The organism is Pseudomonas sp. Kh14 (assembly GCF_900291005.1).
Taxonomy (GTDB): Bacteria; Pseudomonadota; Gammaproteobacteria; order Pseudomonadales; family Pseudomonadaceae; genus Aquipseudomonas; species Aquipseudomonas alloputida.
In genome coordinates, this window is the sequence record NZ_OLKJ01000352.1 from 1 (window position 1) to 230 (window position 230).

Here is a 230-nt window from a genome sequence, read left to right on the forward strand (position 1 = left end):
GATCCAGGCCGTGCTGCCGTCCATCTACCCGATGCTCAAGAGCGATTTCGCACTCAGCTTTGCCCAGATCGGCTGGATCGCCCTCATCTACCAGGTGACCGCGTCCTTGCTGCAACCCTGGGTCGGCCTGTACACCGACAAGCGCCCGCAGCCCTACCTGCTGCCGGCCGGCATGCTGGTGACGTTGGTGGGCATCGCCCTGCTCGCCTTCGCCAGCAGCTATGAAATGC

Annotated in this window: 1 protein-coding gene; it reads left to right on the plus strand. The window is 63.9% G+C overall.

The genetic code is table 11. The features are described 5' to 3' along the window. Window position 1 precedes the first annotated feature (1 nt). A partial coding sequence (locus FQ668_RS28390) for an MFS transporter (RefSeq protein WP_256677693.1) occupies window positions 2-230 on the plus strand: 229 nt, incomplete at its 3' end.